The following is a 22509-nucleotide window of genomic DNA, read 5'->3' on the forward strand; positions in this document are numbered from 1 at the left end:
TTTTAATTCTAACTACTATATTATTATGATAATTTTTTAGCTTTATTCTGTTAAAGATATAGTTATCTCAATTCATATAATTCGGTTTGCCTATTAAATAACTAAACAACCCTCAGCTATAAGCTGAGGGGTTATAAAGTGGAATCGATTAGAAATCGATCATCATTCACAGGTTCACCTTCCTGTTCATCAATATAGTGCTGTATCATTTCATCAGTTATATTACCTGAACTGACTGCCATATAGCCCCTAGCCCACAAATGATTGCCCCAAAATTGTTTTCGTAAATGAGTAAATTCTTGCAATAAAATTCTTGAGCTAATGCCTTTTAAATACTGTACTAACTTGCTAAGAGATATTTGCGGCTTATATGAGATAAACATATGTACGTGATCACATGATATTTTCCCTGAAATTATATGTACTTCATGTTCCATACAAATCTGCCTCAGTAAATCTCTAGTCCTTTCCGATACTTTGCCTATCAATATTCTCTTCCTATATTTTGGTATCCATATAAGATGCACTTTTAAATCATACTGACTATGACTATTCTTTCTATAACTTCTCATATTTCTTGATATAAATTCATTGCTAAAGCAATTTCATTATATCTTCCCTTCGCCTAAAGGCGAGGGATTTTTGATCCCCGAAGGGGGACATTAAAACTACTTATATCATTTCTATTATTCTGTAAAAAATTTCCTTGATTTCTTATGATATTTGGATTCAGGTGTCTTAACTGCATATCTTTTAAAAACTTTTCCTTATTCTTAATGCTTTGTTTTGGAAGCCTCAACTGCATATCTTCTAAAAGTTTTTTTGTATTTTTATACTTGGATTTTCGCTCAAAATTTCTTTTGACCTTTCAGAATCAAATTAAAATAAACTAATTTCTTTGTTTGATATTAAATATCCACTACCTTGTTTAAAATGTTCTGAATAGATAGGTTTTAATTTTTTCTCTTTTATGTGCTGTTTTCGTTTTTCTACTAAATCGCTATCACTACAATTATAGTTTTCAGAAATATTTATCAAAATTTTAGTTGGTACGCTCTCTGATTTCTTATCTTCTGCTAAAGTTCCATAACTATTGACACATAATAATGCTAACAATATAAATTTTCTAAACATAATACCTACCTATTATATTGAGTTTATTAAAATAAATTAATAAATACAAAATGCAAGTATTAATGAGTAATTAATTATTTATTATGTGAGGGTAACACAGCATTATTATAATATCTTTGTTTATAATATATTTTATAATTTTCACTTCTTATATTATTAAACAACTGTTCTTGTTGTTTTTTAATTTGATAGCTTAAGGAATTAGGCTTAATATTACTAGTTTGAAAATTGTCTTCACAAAATTTTAAAAAACCTGAAATTAATGTCTCTACTCTCTGAGCATCAGTTTTTCTTTCACTACATTGCATAGAAAAATTGCTAGGATTATTATGATCTAAATAAAATTTTCTATATTCTTCATAAATTCTATTTTCTTTTTTAACCTGTTTTTCTGAAAAAGAAAATTTTCTTTCAAATAATTTATGTATTTCGGTGCAATCACTCCATGGCAATTTTATAGTTTCTTGCTCTATTACTATTTCTTGAGTAGTCTCTGTAACTTGAATATCGTTAAAATCAGCATTAATGTCCCCCTTCGGGGATCAAAAATCCCTCGCCTTTAGGCGAAGGGAAGATATAATGAAATTGCTTTAGCAATGAATTTATATCAAGAAATATGAGAAGTTATAGAAAGAATAGTCATAGTCAGTATGATTTAAAAGTGCATCTTATATGGATACCAAAATATAGGAAGAGAATATTGATAGGCAAAGTATCGGAAAGGACTAGAGATTTACTGAGGCAGATTTGTATGGAACATGAAGTACATATAATTTCAGGGAAAATATCATGTGATCACGTACATATGTTTATCTCATATAAGCCGCAAATATCTCTTAGCAAGTTAGTACAGTACTTAAAAGGCATTAGCTCAAGAATTTTATTGCAAGAATTTACTCATTTACGAAAACAATTTTGGGGCAATCATTTGTGGGCTAGGGGCTATATGGCAGTCAGTTCAGGTAATATAACTGATGAAATGATACAGCACTATATTGATGAACAGGAAGGTGAACCTGTGAATGATGATCGATTTCTAATCGATTCCACTTTATAACCCCTCAGCTTATAGCTGAGGGTTGTTTAGTTTTTACTGCACTTATTAATATTACAAAACATATTATGGATTTAATATTCATAAATTTAGTTAATTTTAACTGGTATCGGGACCATAATACTACTTTTATATCTTTTATTACTAGTAAAAAATGGCTTTTTCTGAACTTTATTATTACTGACTACAACCTTATCTACTAAAATATCCTCACTATTATTTAAGTAACCATGCAACGATGCTTTATAAAGTGCCATATTACTTGCTATTTTCACTACATCCTGTTTATATTTAAAACCCAAAGAATGAGTAGCGGAGTGATAATGTGCTATAGCTTTATGCCAATTTTTAAGTTGATCATATTTTGAACGTAGAAATTCTGCACCATAACGAATATTATTATTCGGCTCAAATGCCTGATCAAGAGAGTTAAAAGCCCCTAAATGATGCCTTAAATTAATCTGCATACATCCAACATCGATGCTTTCACGCCCTCTTATAATTTCTTTTCTTACAAAATTTACTGCCTCTCTTTTAGTATTAAAGTAATAACCTTTACCCTCAACATTAACAGTCCAAGGCCATACTACTCTAAGATTGCGAGTTTTATGTTTTTTACCTGACTCTTTTAAAGCAATTGAATGAAGCGTATTAGACGGGATATTGAATTTTTTTTCAAAATAAGGGAAAAGTTTAGAACATTTTAAAGACTCAGCTATTTCAGGATCAGCAATAGCTATTGATGAAAAGAAGATATAAGGAATTGTGAAGATCAATAACTTAACAAACATTTACCCTAAATTATTTCATTATTTTTGGATAAATTAACGTAACATAACTTTTCTAATTAAGCAAGAAAAGTTATATTACAAAAGACTAAATAATTATTCTAGATTATTGACGCCTGTGTTGCTTTCTACTTCCCCTAAGGTTTTTAATACTTGCTCTAATTGTTCTAATTCAGAAAATGGATTTATTAATTCGACTTCTAGTATTTTTGTATTATTGCTTAAGGCTAATTCTGGCTTCCTATAAAATATCTCTTCACCTGATTCGGTAGGTTTTACAATATCAAATCTTACCTTAAATTCTAAACCCAATCGATATTCTTCATCGCCACAAATTCTATAATCATTAACTATAATTTTAAATATTTCTGCTTTCGTTAGATCATTCTTAGTTGTATATAAATCTTGAACAAAATATTCTAATATTTCCCTTAACTTTTCTTTAACTTTTATAATATCTTCTTTTGATTTTTCTTTAATCTGCTCTAATGATATTTGAATATATTGAAACTTTTCTTCTCTGTTATCAATATTATTTTCATTATTAGTAAGATCTATAATCTCATTTATTATATCTAAATAATTTGTAAATTTGGGCTTTTTATTATTCGCTGTTGCTTTTTTTAACTAATTAAAGACTCTCTCACAGAATATATCCTTTTTTAAATTAAGTTTAAGTTTTAATACCACAAAATATGGTATTAATTTTTGGAAATGCAATATATGAATATTATTAAGATTTATCAATAAAACAGATGGTTAAAAAAAATTTAGGAGTTTTTAAGACATAAAGTAAAATGCCATAACTCTCTTTATAAGACAAAAAAAGTTATGACATTAAACTTTTAAAAGATTGATTTAAGTTAAATAAGAAAAATCACCTAAAGAATTAACTTCTTCACTAGTATGTGTATTTTCATATTCTATTATAAAATCTTTTAATATCTGCTCAGATGCTTCAGCTGATTGTCCTCCAAATAACTCCCCCAAATACTCAAAAGGATTTTTAGGAACATTTAACATAATTTTAGTTAAGGGATATCTTAAATCATCAGATAAGCCTATATCAATAGCACGAATATCTGTTGCTAATTTGTTATATTTATTACAAACCTCTGAATCTTTAAAAAAACCTTTTTCTAAAATTGAAAGATTTCCATAATATTTAAGCAATTCTTTGGTAAGCTCTTTTGCTTCTGTTAAAAGATAGTTTTTAGTGTCACCTGTTTCTAAAATAGTTTTTATAGCTTCTGCATCTAATCCCATCTCTGTTAAATTCTTTAACTCTTCATTATAATTTTTTAATAATTCGTTGATACTATTAATCTTCTCTTTAACATCAAGCGGAGGATTTTGAGCGTTATTTCCTAATCCTGATTGTTGTGGTTCTGCTTCAATCTGAATTTCAAGGGTGTTAAATTGTATTCCCAATACTACAAATTCACTATCTTTAACAAGTGCTTCATATTCTGCATATGCTTTCATTACAGTTGGATATTTTTTATGGCTATCAGGAATAGCAAATAAACCTTGTTCTTTTTTATCTGCTTCTTCTAATAACATATTAAATATTTTAGACTTGAGCGGATCATTTCGAGTAGTTTGTAAATTTTGCGACATAAGATCTAATATCTTTTTACCACCTGCTACGTCTTGCTTACCATCCTAGCCTCTACCTAAACTTAAGTAAGTTACTCCTTTCCTTTGAGCTTTTTCTAATATCACTGACAAGGTTTCCCACACATGATTAGCATTTTTACCTACTGCTTCCAATTCAAGACCAGCTTCTGCAAATTTAATAGGTAATGTATAAGGTATCGTGCTATTTACAGAATTAAATATAGAAAAACCTATTCCCTCAACTCTAGGGTTAAAGTTTTTACTGCTTTAGCAAACAATGGGCTATTTTTAACTATCTCAGGTAACTTTTGAAGAGCTTCAAAACTCCCAAAGTCATTAAGACTCCATTCTTTATCATCTCTAACAATTTTATCTAAATTTTTTTCAAGGTCATGAATTGAATATTGCTGCATATTTAAATACTCCATATGTTTATAAAGACGCGGCGGCAAAAACCATAAAATATGGTTTTATTAATTTTTGTAAAGATATCGTATTCTAATTTATTAATATATGTCAAGAAAAAACCATAAAACATGGTAATCTATTTCGTATTTTTACCACATTTTTAAAAAAATAACTCACTTTAAACTACATTATTAACAAAAATTCATAATCAACTATAAAATTCAATTATTATTAATAAATAGTAATTTATTTATTAAGGCATTTATGGCAGAAAATGAAACTGAGCAACTATCTTCTAAATTCTTTGATATCCTTAAAGACACCGATCAAACTAAAAATGCAAATATTCAAGCTTCAAGCGACAATTTAGCTAATTCTATTATAAATATTAATAAGGAATTAAATTCAGAAACAGCTACAGCTTATTTAAATGAAATAGAAAAGATCAACAAAGAAATTCCTGACTTTAAAGAAAAAAAGCTAGCTCAAATGCTAACGGTTATAAAAGATACTTTACCATCTATTCAAAACCCTGATGTAAAAGAAATTTTAGATATACCATTAATTGAATATTTCGCAAAAAAACAATCTAAAGAATATAATCAAGAAAAAGAAAATTTTGAAAAACGAGGAAAAGTTGTCCCAAAAGCTGTTTCTGATCTTATACGTGATAGAAGGGTTGCAAATGTTCAAGAATTTAAAAAAGAGGCTGATAAAAGTGAAGGAGTATCAGGAGGCTATATAGCATATGAACAGGCAACACATAACACTTTTATGCTTAAAAGGTTTTATAAGAAAGGAGCAGATGTAGAAACAACTCAACAATGGATGGATCGAAATGACGCAGTGCGTGAATTAATCGGCGGTAATATGTATGAGCAATTATTATATAATCGTGCTCCTAAAGAAGAGTTAGTAACTGGTTATGCAAATTCTAAATTGCCTGATTTTGTTTCTAAAATTTTATACGTACGTTCTAAATTTTTAGAGAATAGCGAACATTTAGGAGAGGTATTAGAACAAACTAAGACACCCAAACTATGAGGCTTTGAAAAAGCTATTGCCGCCTCTCATATATTAGGTGAATCGGATTATCATACTCAAAATTTAATGGTTCAAAATAATAATACTGTAGTAAAGATTGACCACGGAAGATCTTTTATGAATTTTAATAAAGATTTTACTTCAATGCTTAAAGATGCAAATGAAAAGTTTGAACGCTTTGGATACAATGAAAACATAGAAAAAGGACAATTAACATTCAATGTTAAGGAATATAGTAAATCATTAAATCAAATGCTTAATCAATTAGATAATAATCAAATCGATAATATAATTGACCAAAAAGTAGATGAGTTAGTAAAAAATGGATTTGATGCTAAAGGAATATGCCCAGGTAAATTAGATATAAAGGGATTAGATACAAGTGTTATTTTTAATAACGAACAAGAGCTAAGAAAATATTATAAAGATAATATTAAAGAAAATCTTTTCAATATGAAAGAAATAGCAAAAATAAGTTGATATAGTGGCAAAATATAGTAACCCTTCACCAGATATTGAAAATGGTAAATGGTTAAAAGATATGGCTAATTCGCCTATGCAAGATCCAGTAGCGTATGCCGCACATAATGATATTCAAATTGAAGGTAAAAACGCCTTGCAATGGGCACATAAAAATAATTATAAAATTGAAATACCAACATCAGAAGTAAAAACTGAAAAAGTAACAGAAAGCCAATGGAGTAAAAATGCAGATGGAAAATGGAAAGAAACTCCAATAGAAGTAGTAAAAGAGCAAAAAGAATACCGATCCATAGACCCTCTAAAATATATCTTATCTAGAAATCAAGTTGCAATATCAAAATCAGAAAAAGAGTTTTTAAATCAAGCTATAAATTTAGGTATAAAAAACAATTTTGATGAATCTTATAAAGAAAATACACGCTTTAAAGATGATAGTATAGTTAAAAACCTCAATAAAGAAGATAAAACTATTACTAGTGAAATTGAAAAATTAGCTCAGAAATTTGTAAAAAATAATTCAAAAAATACTATAACAACGGAAGCAATGGAAAAATTATATGATGATACGCTTCAGATAATGAAAGATAAAAAACTGCTGACAGATCAAGATATAGCAACTATTAAAAATGATAAAAGATTTAAAGAGAGAATTAAAAATACTACAGAATTTATAAATAATGAAAACAAATTTGATATATCAAGAACGGATAAAGTCTATTATAAATTAGCAAGGTTTTGTAAAAAAGTTGGTTTTAAAGGGATAGCAAATGACCTTAAAGCAAAAATCGATCCTGAAACATTAAACAAAATCAATAAATTTGAAAATGTACAAAATATTACCTCAGATATAAGAGCAGTATTAATGAATAATAGAAGCGGAAAAGAAGGAATTCAAACCGCAAGACTTAATAAAATGAATATAAAATTAGATGTACAACCAAAACTAAACAAACCTCAGCTATAAGCTGAGGGGTTATAAAGTGGAATCGGAGGGTGTCAGGAAGTTTGTGTAAGTTGTAAAAATAGTTAAGAATAAAAATAACATAAACAACTTACATGGAGCTAATATGAAGAACAATAACAAAGTATCAAATCCAGCTATAGAAAAATTAGTATCAGAAATACTATCACAAAGTGATCCATCTGAAATATTTGGTAAAGAAGGGATATTTCAGGGAACTAAACAACCCTCAGCTATAAGCTGAGGGGTTATAAAGTGGAATCGATTAGAAATCGATCATCATTCACAGGTTCACCACTAACTTGCTAAGAGATATTTGCGGCTTATATGAGATAAACATATGTACGTGATCACATGATATTTTCCCTGAAATTATATGTACTTCATGTTCCATACAAATCTGCCTCAGTAAATCTCTAGTCCTTTCCGATACTTTGCCTATCAATATTCTCTTCCTATATTTTGGTATCCATATAAGATGCACTTTTAAATCATACTGACTATGACTATTCTTTCTATAACTTCTCATTTCTTGATATAAATTCATTGCTAAAGCAATTTCATTATATCTTCCCTTCGCCTAAAGGCGAGGGATTTTTGATCCCCGAAGGGGGACATTAAAAAGCAGATAGTAAATAAGATTTTAGAGAAAGAAATGGAATCTCATATAGGTTATGAGAAACATTCTAAAAATGAGAAATACTCAGATAACAGACGTAATGGTAATTATGAAAAGACTCTAATAGATCCAGAAGGTCGTAAATTGACAGTAGAAGTGCCAAGGGATCGGGATGGAGAATTTGAACCTCAACTAATTCCAAAAGGAGTGCGTAAATTTGAAGGATTTGATGATAAAGTAATATCCTTATATGCTCGGGGAATGACCATTAGGGAAATACAAGGGCACTTAGAAGAACTATATGCCACCAAGGTATCATCTGAGTTAATATCAAAGGTAACTGATGGTATTTTAGAGGAAGTAACTGCTTGGCAGAATAGAGCACTTGATAATGTATATCCTATAATGTACTTAGATTGTATTCATGTTAAGGCAAGAGATAATCATGTAATAATAAATAAAGCGGTTTATCTAGCTATTGGAGTGAATATGGAGGGCAAGAAAGAGCTATTAGGAATTTGGATAGGCAAGAATGAAGGGTGTAAATTTTGGATGCAGGTAGTAACAGAACTGAAGAATCGAGGAGTTGCACAAATATATGTTGCATGTGTTGATGGTCTTAAGGGTTTTCCAGAGGCGATAAATAGCATTTTTCCAAAGACGATAGTGCAGTTGTGTATTGTTCATATGGTAAGAAATTCTGTAAAATACGTATCATACAAAGATCTAAAAGCGGTAACAGCTGATTTAAAAGCAGTTTATTCTGCAATAAATGAAGCAGAGGGATTAAGAGAATTACAAAACTTTGCCAAAAAATGGGATGAAAAATATCCAGTTATTTTTGACATATGGCAACGAAATTGGTCTGGCATAGCTCCATTTTTTAGCTTTCCGGAAGACATTAGGAAGGCGATTTACACTACTAATGCTATTGAATCCACTAACCGTCAAATTCGTAAAATTATTAAAAATAAAGGAGTATTTCCAGATGACAAATCGATTCAGAAAATAATCTTTTTGGCGTTGACAAATGCCTCTAAAAAATGGACAATGCCTATTAAGAATTGGGCGATGGCTTTAAATCAATTTGCTATACTTTGTGATACTAATTTACAAAATTGGGCAAATGGAGAAATCGTACTTACACAAAAAATCTGACAGACCCAATAATTCATATTTAAAATTTCCACATAGTATCTCAAATTGATTCAAAGCAAGAGACCATTCTTTAATAGGCATGGTCCACTTTTTTGCAGCATGTTTAAGAGCTAAGTAGACAATTTTTGTGATAGATTTATCATCTGGGAAAACCCCTTTATTTTTGATAATTTTACGGATTTGTCTATTTACCGATTCTATCGTATTGGTAGTATAGATTACCTTTCTAATCTCTTTAGGGAACGCAAAGAAAGGTACTATACCACTCCAATTACGTATCCATATATCAGAAATAACTGGGTATTTACTATCCCATTTTTTAGCAAACTCTTCTAATGCTAAATTAGCCATATTCTCATTATTTGCTGTATAGATTTGTTTTAAGTCAGCTGCTACTTCTTTAAGATTTTTGTAAGAAACGTACTTTAAAGAATTACGTACTATATGTACTATACAAAGTTGTACTATGGTATTTGGGAAAACACTGTTTATTGCATCTCTAAAACCTTTAAGACCGTCAACACATGCTACATAAATTTGTTCTACACCTCGGTTCTTTAATTCGCTTACAACCTGTATCCAAAACTTTGAACCCTCATTCTTGCTAATCCAAATACCCAAAAGCTCTTTCTTGCCTTCTATATTTATACCAATAACAAGGTAAACAGCCTTATTTATAACTATATTATTATCTCTTGCTTTTACCATGATGCAATCTAAATATACAATTGGGTATATTCTATCTAATGCTCGGGCTTGCCATCTTATTACCTCTTCCATAACTCCATCTGTAATAGTCGAGATAAGCTCCTTAGATACTTCTGTATGATACATTTCCTCTAAATGGGATTGAATCTCACTCATGGTTATACCTCTTGCATAAAGTGAAATAACGCTATCATCAAATCCAGTGAATCTTCTAACTCCCTTAGGAATTAATTGAGGCTCAAAACTATTGTCTCTATCTCTTGGAATATCAAGTACTATCTTTTGACCACTGTCATCTATTACTGTCTTTTCGCTCGTACCATTACGACGATTGCTATCTTGCTTTGATGCCTTGCTATGCCTCGAATAACCTAATTCATGACTTAGCTCGTCCTCTAGTATTCTCTCTACTAACCTCTTCTTTAATTGCTGAAACAATCCATCCTTTCCAAATAACTCTTTAGGATTAGATTGGGATAATATTTCCTCTACTAACTTATTATTTATACCTGCACTTCTAACACCAGATTCTATTTTCTTAGCCATATTTTTTACCTTTGTTCTAGTTGTATTTTAACAGTATTTCTTTCTCTGTTGCTTTACAACTTACATAAAATATATGATAGACTCAAGTTTTTAACATGTATATATCCTTTTTCAATAGCTTCAGACAAGCTTTCTTGAAGCTGACGTTTTGCGTCTGCAAATATGGGAGTTTCACGTAAAGTAGTTCTAGCAGTTAATCCAATTACTGCAATAACTGCCCCCATCCAAAAAGCTATACGCCAACTAAAACTATAACTAGTAGCTATAGAAGCAATGCCTAATGCTGCAACACCTCCTACGGTAGAAGCGGTAACTATCATAGCTACAGCTGAATATTGAGTAGGAGGTTCCGTAACTTCAGTTAGGTATATTTGAGCTCCCATAATTTCACCCATTGATGATATACCTTGAGCAACTCGACATAATGTTATAACTATAGTAGCTGCTTTACCTATTTCTGAGTAAGGGGATAAAGTTGCTGTAATGATACAAGTAGCTGTCATAATAGCAGTTGTAATAATAACGGTTGCTTTTCTTCCTATGTTATCACCAATCCAGCCAAATATTATAGCACCAACTGGTCTAAAAACAAATGTAGAACAAAATGCAAAAGCATTAAGAAGCGAATTAACAAAGGGATCGTATTTAGGAAAAAATAATTCGTTTAAAAGTACTGCCATATGAACATATAACATCAGATCGAAATATTCAAGAAATGTGCCTATAGATAATAAACCTATGGCTTCTTTTTGATTGCGAGTTAAACTGACTTGTTCTTTTTTATAACCCAACATAAAATTCTTTACAAAAAATTAAACTGTAAAGAACTTATACCTTTTTATATAAAAGTCAATAGGAATTTTTACCAGAGGTTAAAATTTTTTATTTGGATCAATAATATAATCGAATAGAGATTCAAAATAATGAAGAGTTCTGTATATTTATTTACCAATTTTTTTAGAAATATATAACAGTAGAGAGAAAACAAAATAAAGACTTTAGAAAAAAAAATGCTAATTATATATTCAATCTTATCAAGTTAGTTTTAATTTTTAGTTGGCGGATAGAGGGGGATTCGAACCCCCGACACGTTGCCGTGAACACGCTTTCCAGGCGTGCGCCTTAAACCGCTCGGCCATCTATCCATGAATAATGAGTATTTTAAATGGAAAGCGGTTTCTATCTAAAATACAAATTTAATTTATAATTTATTATTTGAAAAAATATTGTTAGCTTCCAAAAGTTCATTTTTAGTATTAACACCGACAATCAAATCATGATTATCAGATAATAAATAAGAAACTTTTTCTTCTTTAGCTTTGCACAATTTTACTATTTCTGTTAAATAAACTTCTTTATTATCTCTAAAATCATTAGCAAATAAAGGTAAATATTTGTTTAAAATTCCAGGATTAAATGCCATAATTCCAGAATTACAAAGCTTTATTTTCTTTTGTTCTTCAGTAGCATTTTTATATTCAATTATTTCCAAAAATTCATCATTTTGATCTATGGAGATTCTACCATAAAAAGCAGGATCGTCTCTTTCAAAACATAATGTTACTAATGAAGCATTACTAAAATTTAGGTATTCTACTAATTCATTCATTAATTCTGGAGTAATAAGTGGGTGATCACCATATAACACTAAGATAGTTTTATTTTTATCAATCAAATCTATTGCTGCATGAGTAGCATGAGCTGTACCTTTAGGCTCTTTTTGTAAGGCAAAACGACACATATTTTCATAAGGTGTCAAATATTTTTTTAAATCTTCTGAATAAACTATAACTACATCATCAGTTATTTTAAGCGAGTTCTTTAATACTGTTTCAAGCATTGGAACGCCGCCAACCTCATGCATTACTTTTGGTAAATCAGACTCCATTCTGCTGCCTTTGCCGGCTGCTAAAATAATTATTTGCATATTATTCATCACTGCCTTGTAAAATCTCGTAAATTTCATCTGATAATTCGTAATTACCGAAAACTCTCTGTACATCGTCGCTTTCTTCTAAAAGATCAACAAGCTTTAAAAGTTTTTCAGCTTTTTCTTTATCATCAATAATTATTGTATTTAAAGGAACCCATCCTATATAAGCTTCTTCAGCGGTGCCATATTTATCCGTTAAAAATTCTAAGACCTTAGAAAAATTTTCAATATCAGTGTATATAGTATGTAGTACTTCATCTGAAACTATATCATCTGCTCCTGCTTCTATTGCAGTTTCTAAAATATTTTCAGCTGAGCTAATTTCTAAAGGATATTGAATGACTCCACAATGTTTGAATAAAAAATTAACGCTACCAGTTTCGCCCAAATTACCACCATATTTAGTAAAGCTAGAGCGTACCTCAGCAGCAGTACGATTTTTATTATCAGTTAAAGCCTCAACTATTATAGCAATACCGCCTGGTGCATAACCCTCATATCTAATTTCTGTATAATTTTCATTATTAGCGGAATCATTAGCACTATTAATAGCTTTATCAATTCTTTCTTTAGGAAGATTTTGGCTGCGAGCAGTGGCTAAAGCAGTTCTAAGACGTGGATTATTATCAGGGTTTGTAGAGCCAGCTTTGATGGCGGTAACTATCTCACGGATTAATTTTGTAAAAACTTTTGCTCTTTTCTTATCTTGAGCACCTTTACGATGCTGAATATTTTTAAACTTTGAGTGTCCCGCCATTTTATCTATACTTTAAAAATATTTAACCTTGTTTTGCTTTAAATCTTTTATTCTTTTTATTTATTACAAAAATTTTGCCTCTTCTTTTAACGATTTGACAATCTTTATCACGCTTTTTCAATGATTTTAATGAACTAACGACTTTCATATATGTCCTAACTATATTTAACTTGAGGTGATAATAAACTTTTTTGTCCAATCAGTCAATTACCAATTTATGTGATAGCTTATCTTTGAGTACTTTCTTGTTTACGATTTTTTGACTTAGTATTTAATGTCCCCCTTCGGGGATCAAAAATCCCTCGCCTTTAGGCGAAGGGAAGATATAATGAAATTGCTTTAGCAATGAATTTATATCAAGAAATATGAGAAGTTATAGAAAGAATAGTCATAGTCAGTATGATTTAAAAGTGCATCTTATATGGATACCAAAATATAGGAAGAGAATATTGATAGGCAAAGTATCGGAAAGGACTAGAGATTTACTGAGGCAGATTTGTATGGAACATGAAGTACATATAATTTCAGGGAAAATATCATGTGATCACGTACATATGTTTATCTCATATAAGCCGCAAATATCTCTTAGCAAGTTAGTACAGTATTTAAAAGGCACCGTCAAGTTAAGGGAGGTATAAACTAAACAACCCTCAGCTTATAGCTGAGGGTTGTTTAGTTTTAAAAACTTGTTTTATTTATATTTTTTATTACTGGATTCCCGCCTACGCAGGAATAACATGACCCCGTGAATAAGCCACGGGAGGCATTGTTGTGTGGATGCCACGTCGTCATTGCGAGCGGTCGAAGACCGCGTGGCAATCTCAGGAAATAATGATGAGATTGCTTCGTCAAAACTTAAAGTTTTTCCTCGCAATGACAGGAAAACGATTTACGCAGACATTGACACTGAGGTGTTAGAAGTCCATACCTCCCATTCCGCCCATGCCACCCATTCCGCCACGCATTGGCATCGGGTTTTCTTTATCTTCAGGCTCATCAACGATTAATGTTTCCGTAGTGATAATTAACGAAGCAACAGAAGCTGCATCTTGCAGAGCAGTACGCACTACTTTAGCTGGATCAATAATTCCTGCTTTAATCATATCAACATATTGCATATCTTGAGCGTTAAAGCCGAAATTCTTATCTTTATGCTCTAATAATTTACCAACTACTACGCCGCCATTTTCGCCAGCATTTTCAACGATTTGCTTTATTGGATCTTTTAAAGCTTCGATTACTAATTCAATACCTGCTTGTTGGTCTTTATTGTCTACTTTCAGATTTTTTAAAGCTTGTGAAGCATGTAGTAATGTCACACCGCCACCAGCAACAACGCCTTCTTCAACAGCAGCACGTGTTGCAGCAAGTGCATCCTCAACACGATCTTTACGCTCTTTTACTTCAACTTCAGTAGCACCGCCAACTTTAAGTACAGCAACACCGCCAGAAAGTTTAGCTAAACGCTCTTGTAATTTTTCTTTATCATAGTCAGAAGTAGTTTCAGCGATATGTGATTTAATTTGTAATACTCTCTCTTCGATATTTTTCTTATCGCCGCTACCGTCAACAATTACAGTATTTTCTTTAGAGATTGTAACTCTTTTTGCATGACCTAAACTTTTAAGGCTAACATTTTCAAGCTTCATGCCTAGATCTTCGGTTATAAGCTCACCATTAGTTAGAATAGCAATATCTTCCATCATCGCTTTTCTTCTATCACCAAAGCCTGGAGCTTTTACAGCTGCAACCTTTAAACCGCCACGTAATCTATTTACTACTAAAGTTGCAAGAGCTTCACCCTCAACATCTTCAGCAATAATTAATAATGGACGAGAAGATTGCACTACCGCCTCAAGGATAGGTAGCATTGGTTGTAAGTTTGATAGTTTTTTCTCAAATAATAAGATGTAAGGATTTTCAAGTTCAGCAACCATTTTTTCAGAATTTGTTACAAAATATGGTGATAAATAACCTCTATCAAACATCATTCCTTTAACTACTTCAACATCAAAGCTGAAATTCTTTGCTTCTTCAACAGTTATTACGCCTTCTTTGCCAACTTCTTCCATCGCTTTAGCAATTTTCTCACCGATTTCTTTATCACCATTTGAGGATATAGTACCAACTTGTGCTATTTCTTCTTGGCTATCGATTTTTTTACTAGCTTTTTTAACTTCTTCTAATACTGTATTTACCGCTAAATCCATACCACGTTTTAAATCCATTGGATTATAACCAGCAGCAACAAGCTTGTTACCCTCACGTGCTAAAGCTCTAGCAAGAACAGTTGCGGTAGTTGTTCCATCACCTGCAACTTCAGCAGCTTTAGTAGCGGCTGACTTTAACAGCTGAGCCCCAGCATTTCTAATTTTGTCTTTTAATTCAATAGATTTTGCAACAGTAACACCATCTTTAGTAATTTTTGGTGCTCCAAATGATTGCTCGATAAGTACGTTTCTGCCTTTTGGACCTAAAGTAACTTTTACTGCATCAGCTAAAATATCAATACCTTCTAGCATTTGCTCACGTGCTTTTGAGCCGTGCTTAATAAGTTTTGTTGCCATATTTAAATTCTCCTTAAAACAAATAATTAATTAATAATACCAAATACATCGCTTTCTTTCATTACGATAAGATCTTCACCATTGACTTTAATTTCAGTACCAGCCCATTTACCGTATAGAACTTTATCACCTACTTTTAACTCTAAAGGATGCACTTCGCCTTTTTCATTACGAACGCCTTTGCCAACTGCTACGACTTCACCTTGCATTGGTTTTTCTTTAGCAGTATCCGGAATAATAATTCCACCTTTAGTTTTTTCTTCATGTTCGATAGGCTTTATTGCAATTCTATCGTATAATGGTTTAAAAGACATTTTAACCTCCAAATTATATAAATATTTTAAATGTACATACTATATATATTTTATTTTCATTAGTTCAAGAGATAAAAATAAAAATTTTTTAGTTACTGGTTTAAGGCTAAAATTTATTTGCTTAATTACTTGAGATTTAATATTGCAAGTAATTTTTAATTAATGTCCCCCTTCGGGGATCAAAAATCCCTCGCCTTTAGGCGAAGGGAAGATATAATGAAATTGCTTTAGCAATGAATTTATATCAAGAAATATGAGAAGTTATAGAAAGAATAGTCATAGTCAGTATGATTTAAAAGTGCATCTTATATGGATACCAAAATATAGGAAGAGAATATTGATACGCAAAGTATCGGAAAGGACTAGAGATTTACTGAGGCAGATTTGTATGGAACATGAAGTACATATAATTTCAGGGCACCGTCAAGTTAAGTAAATTAGTGTCACAAAGTACTATATTTTTAGATTTCAGACAGCAAGAAGTCTTTGAGTAGCTTCATCCCAAATGGATTTAGCGGACGCAAATGCAATTCTTTGCTCAGATGCTGTTTTAGTATATCTTCCAACATTTACAGCAAATATATTTCTGACTTTTCCCATCAGTGATAATGTACATTGTGCTGAATTAGGATGCTTAAATTTAATCAGTATCTTCTCTTTTCTCCTAGTTGGCTGATGGGCATTCTCAATCCGATTATTTAGTCTTTTATCGGTACGATGCTTAGTCCTAGGACACATATACCTAACTGGTTTAATGTAGCTTTTTAGCTTATCAGTCACAATAACCCTTGGACATGGATAATGACCCAATAATCTTGATAAAAAGCGAATAGCTGATTTCTTGTTACGACGCTTCTGCAGTAATACTTCTAATTCATGTCCCTCAGAGTCAACAGCTCTCCATAATATGAATACTTCACCTTTGATCTTGATATTCATCTCATCCAAATGCCATTTATCAGTTGGCTTTCGCTCTCTCTTACTAATAACATCTTGAAAATAAACTACAAACTTATAACACCAAAACCTTACAGTCTCATGACTTAATATAATACCTCGATAAGCCATCTGCTCTTGAACATCTCGGTAACTATTATTAAAGCGATGATATAACCATACTGTATGGCTAATAATGCTTGCTGGAAAACGATGTCTATTCGGGGCTTGAGTAATATGCATAGCGGTAAAATCTAGGATAAATTGTTACTGCTATTCTATAAATCATTCCCTGTAATTGCTCAATACTTAATTTATACCTCCCTTAACTTGACGGTGCCGAGGGAACTGATCCACGCCCCGCTTCCATATTTCTCTAATACTTATCTTATTATTTTCTTATTTATTAGTTTTAATATTTTATTAAATACAATATGCTTACACAGCACGGGGGGCATTGTTGTGCGGATCGAAAAGCACTTTCGATGTCATGCCGTGGCTTGACCACTGCATTCAAAAAATAATAAAAAATACTAATTTTATTAGTATTTTTAACTGGGTCCCGCTACAAGCTCGCGGGATGACAACTGGAAAACTGATTCATGCAACAAAGCCGAACAAGCAACTAAATGATAATGGGCAATAAAAAAAAGTTTATGGTAAAAGAACGTATTAATTCGCTAAGAAATTTATTTGAAGAATATAGCATAGATGGTTATATAGTTCCGTCTAATGATAAATATATGAGCGAGTATGTACCTGAATATGCTAAGAGACTTGAGTATATTACAGGTTTTACCGGCTCAAATGGCATGGCTGTTATATGCAAAGATATAGTGTTATTCTTTACTGATGGTAGGTATTTAGAACAAGCACGTAAAGAACTTGACCCGCAGCTTTTTAAGATTTTTGACTTAAAGGACATATTTAAATTTGCTTGGAAAGATTATTTAAGTAGAGTATGGTATGATCCAGAGTTATTTACTTACCCTGCTATAACTAATCTACTGGATTCCGTGGATAAACCATGGGATGACAATCTACAGAAAATCAAAGGTAATCTAATTGATAAAATTTGGCAAAACCAGCCTCAAGAGCCAAATTCTCAAGTTTATTTACATGACATTCAGTTTGCAGGTGTCTCGCATATAGAGAAGATTAATAAATGCCGTGAAATTTTTCTGGATTCCCGCCTACGCGGGAATAACATTAAAAAGAACAAGAATGATAAAGACGAGTATTCTCTAGTCATCCTAGATAGCTCTTCTATATGCTGGTTATTAAATATGCGGGCTAGCGATGTTGCTTATACGCCTCTAATGTTTGCTAAAGTGATAATCACTCCTGAAAAGTTATATCTATTTATTAATCCTGCAAGAATCAGCCTTGAAATTATTGAAGAACGCCCTGAAATAACGATTTTACCTGAAGAAGGATTTGAGAATATTTTAAAAGATCAGGATAATATTTTTATCGATGATAGCATATCATCCATTCATATAATGGATTTGATAGCGGATAAAAAAGTACATAAAATTAAAGATCCTTGCTTAATGCTTAAAGCCTGTAAAAATGAAGTAGAAATTAAGCATGCAATAGATTTTCATATTAAAGATGCAGTGGCTTTATGCGAGTTTTTTACTCATTTGGATATGGATTCCCGCCTCCGCGGGAATGACATAAACGAATATACTCTTGGTCTGAAGCTTACCGAATATAGAGCCAAGCAGGAGGGGTATGTTTCGGATAGTTTTCTGGCTATTTGTGGCTTTAGAGAGAATAGTGCAATTATTCATTATAGAGCTGATGTTAAAACCGCTAAGAAGATTGAAGGGCAGGGGATATTGCTTATAGATTCAGGCGGTCAATATAAGGGTGCTACTACTGATATAACAAGAACAATTACGATAGGCATCGCTACCGATGAGCAGAAAAAGCGTTATACGCAGGTGCTTAAAGGGCATATTGCTTTAACTAAAGCCAAATTTCCTAAAAATATCATTACGGGAGCAAATCTTGATATCTTAGCACGGCAATATTTATGGCAAGACGAACTGGATTATCCTCATGGCACAGGGCATGGTGTTGGAAGTTTCTTAAGCGTTCATGAGGGACCACAAAGTATAAATCTCCGTAATAAAACGATTTTGCAAGCTGGTATGATTTTATCCAATGAACCAGGGTTTTATATTCCTGGGGAATATGGTATCAGGATTGAAAATTTAATATATATAAAAGAAAATAAAGGCTGGCTAGAGTTCGAAACTCTAAGCTTAGTGCCTTATGCTAAGGAATTGATTGATGTTAAATTGCTTAACAATGATGAAATAAATTATATAAAACATTATTATCAGAAAATTAAAACACAAATTCATCATTTATTATCCCCAGCTGCTCAGAAGTGGCTTAATAATGAAATAAATTTATTTTTATAGCTATTATTGTAATTGACGTTACTACTATTTATTGGTATAAAGTCTATAACTTATTTCTTTGTCATCCCGTGGCTTGTCCACGGGATCCAGTAAAATTATACTAGCATTAGTATTTTTTAATTCAAATTCATACATTGGGACGTCGCCAAGTGGTAAGGCAACGGTTTTTGGTATCGTCATCCGGAGGTTCGAATCCTCCCGTCCCAGCCAACTAATTTCTAAATTACTTATTTACATGGATGACTTCAAAAAGTTTTTTAAAAGCCGCAGCTTTTTGTTTATCAGAAGAGAACTTGCCTTCGTTGTATTTAGCTACATATTACTCCAATTTTTTTCTGAATTTAAAGTATAATTCTAGCTGTTTTACAATTTGGTGCATTCGATTGGATTCGAACCAACGACCTTTGCCTTCGGAGGGCAATACTCTATCCAGCTGAGCTACGAATGCATATTTATGGCTTATTTTATACTGTAGTAATTAAGGTAAATCAATGGAGCTAATATGAAGAACAATAACAAAGTATCAAATCCAGCTATAGAAAAATTAGTATCAGAAATACTATCACAAAGTGATCCATCTGAAATATTTGGTAAAGAAGGGATATTTCAGGGAATTAAAAAGCAGATAGTAAATAAGATTTTAGAGAAAGAAATGGAATCTCATATAGGTTATGAGAAACATTCTAAAAATGAGAAATACTAAGATAACAACACAAAAAATCTGACAGACCCTATTTTTATGCGTTATTGGTACTAGTTTTTAATTTATCTTTTCCAGCTAAACATTTTACTAGATTATTAACAGCTTGTTGCTCATCTGTACTTTGAATTTTCATGAAATTTCTTGAAACTTCAATACACATACGTTGATGTTGAGTATGCACAGGTTGTGGCTTATTTGCCTCTTCTAATCCTTCAAAGAAATAATCAATATTTCTATCTAATGCTTCAGCAATTAATACAAGTCTTCCTACAGAAATTCTATTAATCGCTCTTTCGTATTTTTGTAATTGCTGATGGGTAACGTCAATTACTTCTGCAAGTTGTTGACGAGATAATCCTTTTGCTAGCCTTAAGGAATATATTTTCTTTCCTATAAAACTATCGATTTTTTGTATTATATCATTTTTTCTAGCCATTCTATTCTCCTTGGTTATTTTATATATAATTATTTCAATAACTACTATACTATAGTTATAAGTTCTGGGATATTATAGAAAAATATAAAATAAATGCAATGATAAATTTAATTTCTATTGCAATGTTTCTAATCTTTTTTTATACAAGTAACATTTTAACTAATTTTGGAAATTGATTTTAATGAAAAAAATATTTAATTGTCTTTATGTTGCATTATTTAAAACAATAGAGCATGATGGAGTCGAACATTCCGGATATATGTCATTTATGGTACTTTTATCTATTTTTCCTTTTTTAGTATTTTTACTAGCTCTAACAAGCTTTTTAGGAGCTTCGGAACTTGGGCAAAATTTTATACAAATTTTTTTAGAAAGTATGCCAGAGCGAGCAACGGAATCAATCGAAAAAAGAATAAAAGAATTATTAAGTGTACCGCCACAGAGTTTAATGAATCTTGCTGTTGTAGGTAGTGTTTGGACCGCTTCTTCCTTTGTAGAATGCCTAAGAACTATTTTAAACCGTGTATATGAAATTAAGTCCCCTCCCCCTTATATAAGAAGACGATTACTTAGTATTTTACAATTCCTTGTAATTAGTATTTTAATTACTTTCACTATGTTTCTTTTAGTATTTATTCCAATAGTTTTCACAAAAATTCCAGTATTATTAGAAACTATAGAACAATATAAAAATATTTTAAATTTTATAAGATATGTTTTAATCTTAGTTTTACTATTTCTAGGAGCCTCCTCTTTATATTATATACTACCTAATGTAAAACTAAACTTCATAGATGTATTTCCAGGAGCTTTATTAACAGTAATATTATGGGTAATAAGCGGTTACTTACTTTCAACTTATATAGTTTATTATAACCAGCTAAATTTAATGTATGGATCTCTTGGTAGTATAATAGTTACACTAATATTTTTCTATATTATCAATATGATATTTATTTATGGTGCAGAATTTAATTATCTAATGAAGAATTATAACATAGTTAAGAAAAGAATTGATGAAAAGTAATCATATAATTAGAGTAACTTAAGCCTTTATTTTTGCTTTTAGTTTTTCTATTTTCTCTATATGTTTGTAGGCACCGTCAAGTTAAGGGAGGTATAAATTAAGTATTGAGCAATTACAGGGAATGATTTATAGAATAGCAGTAACAATTTATCCTAGATTTTACCGCTATGCATATTACTCAAGCCCCGAATAGACATCGTTTTCCAGCAAGCATTATTAGCCATACAGTATGGTTATATCATCGCTTTAATAATAGTTACCGAGATGTTCAAGAGCAGATGGCTTATCGAGGTATTATATTAAGTCATGAGACTGTAAGGTTTTGGTGTTATAAGTTTGTAGTTTATTTTCAAGATGTTATTAGTAAGAGAGAGCGAAAGCCAACTGATAAATGGCATTTGGATGAGATGAATATCAAGATCAAAGGTGAAGTATTCATATTATGGAGAGCTGTTGACTCTGAGGGACATGAATTAGAAGTATTACTGCAGAAGCGTCGTAACAAGAAATCAGCTATTCGCTTTTTATCAAGATTATTGGGTCATTATCCATGTCCAAGGGTTATTGTGACTGATAAGCTAAAAAGCTACATTAAACCAGTTAGGTATATGTGTCCTAGGACTAAGCATCGTACCGATAAAAGACTAAATAATCGGATTGAGAATGCCCATCAGCCAACTAGGAGAAAAGAGAAGATACTGATTAAATTTAAGCATCCTAATTCAGCACAATGTACATTATCACTGATGGGAAAAGTCAGAAATATATTTGCTGTAAATGTTGGAAGATATACTAAAACAGCATCTGAGCAAAGAATTGCATTTGCGTCCGCTAAATCCATTTGGGATGAAGCTACTCAAAGACTTCTTGCTGTCTGA

General features: G+C 31.3%; 30 protein-coding genes and 3 tRNA genes. 14 read left to right on the top strand and 19 right to left on the bottom strand.

Going from position 1 to position 22509, the window contains the following annotated elements:
- Positions 1–131: 131 nt before the first annotated feature.
- The 3 genes from tnpA (BA173_RS07070) to BA173_RS07080 form a co-directional block, all read right to left on the bottom strand.
- Positions 132–572, bottom strand: coding sequence for an IS200/IS605 family transposase (gene tnpA, locus BA173_RS07070; protein ID WP_095568239.1), 441 nt, complete (start codon positions 570–572; stop codon positions 132–134).
- A gap of 307 nt (positions 573–879) precedes the next feature.
- Positions 880–1134 carry a hypothetical protein gene (locus tag BA173_RS07075; RefSeq protein WP_068042205.1) on the bottom strand — a complete coding sequence of 85 codons (255 nt, stop codon included), beginning with the start codon at positions 1132–1134 and terminating at the stop codon, positions 880–882.
- Between the two features lie 74 nt (positions 1135–1208).
- Positions 1209–1661 carry a DUF2532 domain-containing protein gene (locus BA173_RS07080; RefSeq protein ID WP_068042202.1) on the bottom strand — a complete coding sequence of 151 codons (453 nt, stop codon included), beginning with the start codon at positions 1659–1661 and terminating at the stop codon, positions 1209–1211.
- Between the two features lie 89 nt (positions 1662–1750).
- On the opposite strand from BA173_RS07080, the gene tnpA (BA173_RS07085) reads away from it, so the two are divergent.
- A complete protein-coding gene (tnpA, locus tag BA173_RS07085; RefSeq protein ID WP_095568239.1) occupies positions 1751–2191 on the top strand; it encodes an IS200/IS605 family transposase in 441 nt (146 codons plus the stop codon).
- Positions 2192–2277: 86 nt separating this feature from the next.
- Here tnpA (BA173_RS07085) and BA173_RS07090 read toward each other — a convergent pair whose 3' ends face one another.
- From BA173_RS07090 to BA173_RS08265, 4 genes are all read right to left on the bottom strand, one after another.
- Positions 2278–2979: a lytic transglycosylase domain-containing protein gene (locus tag BA173_RS07090; protein WP_016948571.1), complete on the bottom strand. Its 702-nt coding sequence runs from the start codon at positions 2977–2979 to the stop codon at positions 2278–2280.
- 93 nt (positions 2980–3072) lie between these two features.
- The gene (locus BA173_RS07095) at positions 3073–3288 is read right to left on the bottom strand and encodes a hypothetical protein (protein ID WP_016948570.1); all 216 of its coding nucleotides are present in this window, start codon (positions 3286–3288) and stop codon (positions 3073–3075) included.
- A 546-nt stretch (positions 3289–3834) separates the two neighbouring features.
- Positions 3835–4539 (bottom strand): hypothetical protein, encoded by a 705-nt coding sequence (locus BA173_RS08260; RefSeq protein ID WP_198387202.1) that lies wholly within the window; start codon positions 4537–4539, stop codon positions 3835–3837.
- A 287-nt stretch (positions 4540–4826) separates the two neighbouring features.
- Complete coding sequence (locus tag BA173_RS08265) at positions 4827–5009, bottom strand: hypothetical protein (RefSeq protein WP_179852189.1); 183 nt, start codon at positions 5007–5009, stop codon at positions 4827–4829.
- 259 nt (positions 5010–5268) lie between these two features.
- Between BA173_RS08265 and BA173_RS08675 the strand changes: the two genes are divergently transcribed.
- From BA173_RS08675 to BA173_RS08270, 4 genes are all read left to right on the top strand, one after another.
- Complete coding sequence (locus BA173_RS08675; protein ID WP_232505928.1) at positions 5269–6048, top strand: hypothetical protein; 780 nt, start codon at positions 5269–5271, stop codon at positions 6046–6048.
- 66 nt (positions 6049–6114) lie between these two features.
- Positions 6115–6528, top strand: a complete 414-nt coding sequence (locus BA173_RS08680) for a hypothetical protein (RefSeq protein ID WP_016947762.1) — start codon at positions 6115–6117, stop codon at positions 6526–6528.
- 4 nt (positions 6529–6532) lie between these two features.
- On the top strand, positions 6533–7495 hold the full coding sequence (locus BA173_RS08685; RefSeq protein ID WP_232505929.1) for a hypothetical protein: 963 nt from the start codon (positions 6533–6535) through the stop codon (positions 7493–7495).
- A gap of 103 nt (positions 7496–7598) precedes the next feature.
- Positions 7599–7736 (top strand): hypothetical protein, encoded by a 138-nt coding sequence (locus tag BA173_RS08270; RefSeq protein WP_198387184.1) that lies wholly within the window; start codon positions 7599–7601, stop codon positions 7734–7736.
- Positions 7737–7775: 39 nt separating this feature from the next.
- On the opposite strand, the gene tnpA (BA173_RS07110) is transcribed toward BA173_RS08270, so the two are convergent.
- The gene (gene tnpA / locus BA173_RS07110; RefSeq protein WP_232505910.1) at positions 7776–8021 is read right to left on the bottom strand and encodes an IS200/IS605 family transposase; all 246 of its coding nucleotides are present in this window, start codon (positions 8019–8021) and stop codon (positions 7776–7778) included.
- 126 nt (positions 8022–8147) lie between these two features.
- On the opposite strand from tnpA (BA173_RS07110), the gene BA173_RS07115 reads away from it, so the two are divergent.
- On the top strand, positions 8148–9269 hold the full coding sequence (locus BA173_RS07115; protein ID WP_095568334.1) for an IS256 family transposase: 1122 nt from the start codon (positions 8148–8150) through the stop codon (positions 9267–9269).
- Here the strand turns inward: BA173_RS07115 and BA173_RS07120 are convergent.
- The 6 genes from BA173_RS07120 to ykgO all read right to left on the bottom strand — a co-directional run bounded on the left by BA173_RS07120 (position 9222) and on the right by ykgO (position 13361).
- On the bottom strand, positions 9222–10523 hold the full coding sequence (locus tag BA173_RS07120; RefSeq protein WP_232505930.1) for an IS256 family transposase: 1302 nt from the start codon (positions 10521–10523) through the stop codon (positions 9222–9224). The genes BA173_RS07115 and BA173_RS07120 overlap by 48 nt on opposite strands.
- A gap of 53 nt (positions 10524–10576) precedes the next feature.
- Positions 10577–11317, bottom strand: a complete 741-nt coding sequence (locus BA173_RS07125; RefSeq protein WP_016948539.1) for an MFS transporter — start codon at positions 11315–11317, stop codon at positions 10577–10579.
- A gap of 263 nt (positions 11318–11580) precedes the next feature.
- Positions 11581–11668, bottom strand: a tRNA-Ser gene (locus BA173_RS07130).
- A 56-nt stretch (positions 11669–11724) separates the two neighbouring features.
- The gene (locus tag BA173_RS07135) at positions 11725–12459 is read right to left on the bottom strand and encodes a sugar phosphate nucleotidyltransferase (RefSeq protein WP_016948538.1); all 735 of its coding nucleotides are present in this window, start codon (positions 12457–12459) and stop codon (positions 11725–11727) included.
- Complete coding sequence (locus BA173_RS07140; protein ID WP_016948537.1) at positions 12452–13213, bottom strand: YebC/PmpR family DNA-binding transcriptional regulator; 762 nt, start codon at positions 13211–13213, stop codon at positions 12452–12454. Before BA173_RS07140 ends, BA173_RS07135 begins: the two co-directional genes overlap by 8 nt.
- A gap of 22 nt (positions 13214–13235) precedes the next feature.
- Positions 13236–13361 (bottom strand): type B 50S ribosomal protein L36, encoded by a 126-nt coding sequence (ykgO, locus tag BA173_RS07145; protein WP_004998227.1) that lies wholly within the window; start codon positions 13359–13361, stop codon positions 13236–13238.
- 217 nt (positions 13362–13578) lie between these two features.
- Here ykgO and tnpA (BA173_RS07150) point away from each other — a divergent pair, with 217 nt between their 5' ends.
- Positions 13579–13851, top strand: coding sequence for an IS200/IS605 family transposase (gene tnpA / locus BA173_RS07150; protein WP_232505931.1), 273 nt, complete (start codon positions 13579–13581; stop codon positions 13849–13851).
- A 276-nt stretch (positions 13852–14127) separates the two neighbouring features.
- Here the strand turns inward: tnpA (BA173_RS07150) and groL are convergent, their stop codons facing one another.
- Both groL and BA173_RS07165 read right to left on the bottom strand, forming a co-directional pair.
- Positions 14128–15780: a chaperonin GroEL gene (groL, locus tag BA173_RS07160; protein WP_068042136.1), complete on the bottom strand. Its 1653-nt coding sequence runs from the start codon at positions 15778–15780 to the stop codon at positions 14128–14130.
- Positions 15781–15806: 26 nt separating this feature from the next.
- On the bottom strand, positions 15807–16094 hold the full coding sequence (locus BA173_RS07165) for a co-chaperone GroES (protein WP_068042139.1): 288 nt from the start codon (positions 16092–16094) through the stop codon (positions 15807–15809).
- 253 nt (positions 16095–16347) lie between these two features.
- Between BA173_RS07165 and BA173_RS07170 the strand changes: the two genes are divergently transcribed.
- A complete protein-coding gene (locus BA173_RS07170) occupies positions 16348–16530 on the top strand; it encodes a transposase (RefSeq protein WP_232505932.1) in 183 nt (60 codons plus the stop codon).
- A gap of 32 nt (positions 16531–16562) precedes the next feature.
- Here the strand turns inward: BA173_RS07170 and BA173_RS07175 are convergent, their stop codons facing one another.
- On the bottom strand, positions 16563–17273 hold the full coding sequence (locus BA173_RS07175) for an IS6 family transposase (RefSeq protein WP_095568327.1): 711 nt from the start codon (positions 17271–17273) through the stop codon (positions 16563–16565).
- A 21-nt stretch (positions 17274–17294) separates the two neighbouring features.
- Between BA173_RS07175 and BA173_RS08060 the strand changes: the two genes are divergently transcribed.
- From BA173_RS08060 to BA173_RS07190, 3 genes are all read left to right on the top strand, one after another.
- Complete coding sequence (locus BA173_RS08060) at positions 17295–17534, top strand: hypothetical protein (RefSeq protein WP_157738102.1); 240 nt, start codon at positions 17295–17297, stop codon at positions 17532–17534.
- A 152-nt stretch (positions 17535–17686) separates the two neighbouring features.
- Positions 17687–19465 carry an aminopeptidase P family protein gene (locus BA173_RS07185; protein ID WP_068042125.1) on the top strand — a complete coding sequence of 593 codons (1779 nt, stop codon included), beginning with the start codon at positions 17687–17689 and terminating at the stop codon, positions 19463–19465.
- Between the two features lie 135 nt (positions 19466–19600).
- Positions 19601–19675 (top strand) — tRNA-Gln (locus tag BA173_RS07190).
- A gap of 161 nt (positions 19676–19836) precedes the next feature.
- Here the strand turns inward: BA173_RS07190 and BA173_RS07195 are convergent.
- Positions 19837–19913, bottom strand: a tRNA-Arg gene (locus BA173_RS07195).
- A gap of 54 nt (positions 19914–19967) precedes the next feature.
- Between BA173_RS07195 and BA173_RS08690 the strand changes: the two genes are divergently transcribed.
- Complete coding sequence (locus tag BA173_RS08690; RefSeq protein ID WP_157738104.1) at positions 19968–20168, top strand: transposase; 201 nt, start codon at positions 19968–19970, stop codon at positions 20166–20168.
- A gap of 34 nt (positions 20169–20202) precedes the next feature.
- Here the strand turns inward: BA173_RS08690 and BA173_RS07205 are convergent, their stop codons facing one another.
- Complete coding sequence (locus BA173_RS07205; protein WP_016948668.1) at positions 20203–20604, bottom strand: helix-turn-helix domain-containing protein; 402 nt, start codon at positions 20602–20604, stop codon at positions 20203–20205.
- 181 nt (positions 20605–20785) lie between these two features.
- Between BA173_RS07205 and BA173_RS07210 the strand changes: the two genes are divergently transcribed.
- Both BA173_RS07210 and BA173_RS07215 read left to right on the top strand, forming a co-directional pair.
- Positions 20786–21631, top strand: coding sequence for a YihY/virulence factor BrkB family protein (locus BA173_RS07210; protein WP_068042189.1), 846 nt, complete (start codon positions 20786–20788; stop codon positions 21629–21631).
- 167 nt (positions 21632–21798) lie between these two features.
- Positions 21799–22509, top strand: a complete 711-nt coding sequence (locus tag BA173_RS07215; RefSeq protein ID WP_095568327.1) for an IS6 family transposase — start codon at positions 21799–21801, stop codon at positions 22507–22509.

This window comes from Rickettsia sp. MEAM1 (Bemisia tabaci) (assembly GCF_002285905.1).
GTDB lineage: Bacteria > Pseudomonadota > Alphaproteobacteria > Rickettsiales > Rickettsiaceae > Rickettsia.